Source organism: Planktothrix sp. FACHB-1355 (genome assembly GCF_014748295.1).
Taxonomy (GTDB): domain Bacteria; phylum Cyanobacteriota; class Cyanobacteriia; order Cyanobacteriales; family Aerosakkonemataceae; genus Aerosakkonema; species Aerosakkonema funiforme_A.
Genome location: NZ_JACJUP010000663.1, coordinates 1 through 3895, shown reverse-complemented (window position 1 = coordinate 3895; position 3895 = coordinate 1). Strand labels below are relative to the sequence as shown.

Here is a 3895-nt window from a genome sequence, read left to right as displayed (position 1 = left end):
TCTGATTTCGCCACGAGAACCACCCCCCATTGTTCTGGTGGGCGCGTTGTCTTCTGGAGAAGAAAATCTGATTTCACCGCGAGAACTACCGCCGAGCGCCTGACGCGGAACTTCATCGGTAGGTGCTTCGTACTTAACGCTGACTATTTTGGGAATGCGATCGAAAGCTCGAGCCTCAAAACTCCAAGCCGTTCCCCCGCCAACAATGACAGATGAAGCAATTACCAGTAAACTTGCTAATCGATAATTTCTCCCTGAGATATTTTCCCTAGAGTAGCTGGTTTCCATACCCTGAAATCTCCTTGCTTGTTTCAGGTTAAACATTACGATTTGTGATACCCTGGCTCTAACATTTTACAGCATTAATTGATTTTTTATGTTTTCCTGCGCTCTTTAGTATAGCTTTTTGAGGAACTTGCGAAATTTAATTAAATCTTTAAAAAAAGCAATTTTTCCGTAATTTAAATTTATTTGTATTTTTAATTACATTTATCCAACGCAGTTTTAGCTTACACCAAGTTGTATTCATTCAGCCAACTATGTTTGCCTTCTGCTCCTAAAACAATCTAAATCTACTATTTTTAAAAGCAACTCGATATTATTCTTTTTTGATAGCTTGAAGAGTGGGGGAGTGGGGGGTCTGATGGAGCGGGAGAGTGGAAAAAATGGCTCTCCCGTTGTTGTGGCGATCGTAAAAACTAATTCAATCGTAGGGTAGGTTAGGTAGGGGCGATCGCTTCAGTAGACATCTCCTGTAAAAGAATCTCAAAGGGCAGGCAGGATGCCTACCCCACAAGAATTTTTGGAAATGTCTGGTGCTTTCAAGCAATAATTAATTGCCCGTGCTGTCACCCACCATCCGGCCTATCTGTAATACAAACAAACATTTTCCACGATAAACGCGAAAGACTCATAAACTAGAAAAGGCAGATTTTAATAGCGATCGCACTGCTATTGCCAAACTACCGACAGCTCGACTTAGTTATGTAATTGCTAGCGTCGCTAACATTGGCGTATAGTTCTACCTGGCCATTAGCATTCACCCGCCAACTCGTAGCTTCTACTAAGGGAGGCTGTTGCTGACGGAAAAGTTTTGAATCTAACTGCCTGTTAGTGCTTCTGAAAGTTGGCTGGGTGTAGTCGTTCCAGTCCGCCCAAACCTCGAAACTGGAAATTGGTAGGGTGGGGTCTTCCGACAAACCGCCGCGACCGGCAACTGTGAAGCTATTGTTTTTATCGGGAGTGCAAGCGGCGACGACTTGTTGGGTGGGGTCTACAGGATTTTGGGGTAATTCTATCTGTGCGCCAGTAGTATTAACTTCCGGACTGTTGATATTAATGCTGCCGGAAACTCCCAGTTGCGAACTGGCGGTGATTTGGCTGTCGGGGGAAGCGAATAAACCTTGAGAGTTGATTTGGATATTGCCGCCTGTACCTTGGAAGGCATTGGCGTTGACTTCGCTGCCCTCCAGGATGGCGAAAGTGTTGGCGTTGATGGTGAGGTTGCCGCCGTTACCGGTACCGCCAGCTTGGGTGGAGATTTGACTGGCGCGGCGCAGTTGCAGGAAGTCAGTGGTGATGTTGATGTTGCCGCCTTCACCGGATTCAGTCTTAGCCGAGATATTGCCTACCCTGTCGAGGAGGATAGAACCTGCGTTGATGTTGACGTTGCCTGCGATACCCGTACCCTCGTTGGCAGCGCTGACTCTTGCGCCGTCGGAAATGGTGAGGCGAGGGGTGTTGATGGTGACGGTGCCGGAGTTTCCAGAGGGTGTATCTGGTAGTCCGAAACGTTTTCGGAAGGCTTCAGTCTGTATAGGAGCATCAGATTGTATTCCAGAGGGAAGCCCCCCTCTCTCTGGCTTACCACTAACTTCTACAGAATCAGACGCATTAATAATTAGATCTCCTGCTGAACCGCTGTTTAAAGTTGAAGTGCTAATAATTCCTCCATCCCTGACTACAACTCTTGATGTATTAATAGTTACATTGCCAGCATCGCCAACAGTAATAGTTGCGCTTCCAATAGAAGCTGGCTGCAAATTGTTTTGTATTATTCCGCTTACAATTACAGATTCAGCAGCATTTATCGTTACATTTCCAGCTTTTCCAGTACCACCAGCACTGGGGGCTGCTAAAACACCACCATTGGACACAGTTAAATTCTGGGTTGAAACTATGATATCTCCTGCATTTCCAGAGCTAAAACTTCTAGCACTAAGCAGACTCCCAATACCAGGATTAAGCGTTGAAAAATCACTTACCTCTACATATTCAAAGGCATTAACAGTTAAATTTCCACCTTTTCCATTGGCAAAACTTCTACTTAGAATTGCTCCTCCATGAGATATAATCAACCTTCTACTTAAAATGGTTATTTCTCCGCCTTGGCCTTCTTCTATAGTTTCATTAATTAAGCTGCTGCGGAATGTAGCATTTTTGTTAACTCCATTTAATTCTAATAAATCGGATGCACTGACTATAATGGTTCCTGATGTTTGTTTTCCTTGATTTTGAATCAAGGCTATAGAACCATCTGTTAAGTTGACTTGCCTGCCTACAATCTGGATAGACCTACTACCTTGCCCACTTGCATCTACAGCCGCTTGTTGAGATAGGTTGATATCTCCGAACTCCTGTACTTTTTCATAGCCCAAAATCCAGCCAGAATTAGTTTCTCTAATACTTACTTCACCCGTACCAACCCCACCCAACTCAATTCGGCCTTTCTCTGCCGTCACTGTACCGCCATAAAAATTAATATTCCCCCCAACTAAGACTAAAGTTTGACCGGGTTTCACACGGAGACCACTTGTACTTTCACCTCGATTAATTGGCGACGCTGTTGGGTTTTGAGCAGTGAAGCTGTGACCTGTACCTTGTACTTGAATTGTTCCTATATTCTGTTCAAATTGCAAGCCAATAGGAACACTAACTGTTAGCAAAGTTGGTGCTTGAGGAGCAATAGCACTGAAGGAGTTACCATCAGAGAATTGAATACTGTTTCCTGTAGAGCCAATAAAAGAGCCGCCAATATTTAACCGTGCATTCAGACCAAAAATGATGCCACTAGGATTTAGTAAAAATAAATTAGCAGTTCCGTTAGTGCGAATTGTTCCATCAATATTAGATACTTTCCCACCCGTAACGCGACTAAAAATATTTTGAATATTACTGCCATTATTAAAAAATGCTTCCGTACCGGTAGGAAAAGAAAATTCCTCAAAGCTGTGAAAAATATTACTTCCTGCTACTGTTCCACCATTGATAATTAAAGTATTATTATTAGGAACAACTATTGAATTATTGGGGAGAGTATCATCGGGGATAATTTGTGCATTTACTTGACCGGAAAAGAAACTAAGCGGTAAAGTTAGCAGAATAGCATAGTGCAATATTGAGGAGAAAGCTTTGCACAAACTTGAAGGACTATGCTTGCTAATGTGACTGATTAGCATGATAAAATCTGATAATTTACTAGCATCTTAGCATTTCTAAGTTATTACTAGGTTAAAGTTGAGAAATTTTTTGACTGCTAGCTAATTCCGCAGGTCGAGTTAGCACCTATATTAAGTCTCAGCGTATCGCTTCCATAGAGACAGTAGTGGGCGATACACTTGTATTATCTGATGATTCCAGAAGTTGCGGCTGTTACTGAGGATGGACAAAGAGGTGGAATGCCATAGAGCTCGCGCACTTCCTCTAGGGGCATATCCACGACTTCCCAGAAGTTCCAATGATCGGAAAGGTCTACTTTGCAGGCTAGTCCTCGCTGCAACGCCTGCATCACTAAAGGAATATCGAATAGCCCCTCGCAGGCATCTGCTTGGGGAGTGATTTTGATCGCCCAGTGAAAGTGCAAAATCGAAAACAGCAGAAACATAAAGCCATCTTT

At 43.3% G+C, this 3895-nt stretch carries 2 protein-coding genes and 1 pseudogene; all 3 read right to left on the bottom strand.

The window, feature by feature from the left end; genetic code table 11:
• A pseudogene (locus H6S82_RS22620) lies at nucleotides 1–324 on the bottom strand (hypothetical protein); the annotation flags it as partial.
• Nucleotides 325–962: 638 nt separating this feature from the next.
• Nucleotides 963–3458 (bottom strand): filamentous hemagglutinin N-terminal domain-containing protein, encoded by a 2496-nt coding sequence (locus H6S82_RS22615; protein ID WP_191056744.1) that lies wholly within the window; start codon nucleotides 3456–3458, stop codon nucleotides 963–965.
• Between the two features lie 164 nt (nucleotides 3459–3622).
• Nucleotides 3623–3895: hypothetical protein (locus H6S82_RS22610; RefSeq protein ID WP_347339530.1), on the bottom strand; the 273-nt coding region annotated here is incomplete at its 5' end.

Excerpts from the sequence above, each read along its gene's own strand:
- H6S82_RS22615 (WP_191056744.1), bottom strand. The coding sequence starts at position 3,458 with ATGCTAATCAGTCACATTAGCAAGCATAGTCCTTCAAGTTTGTGCAAA.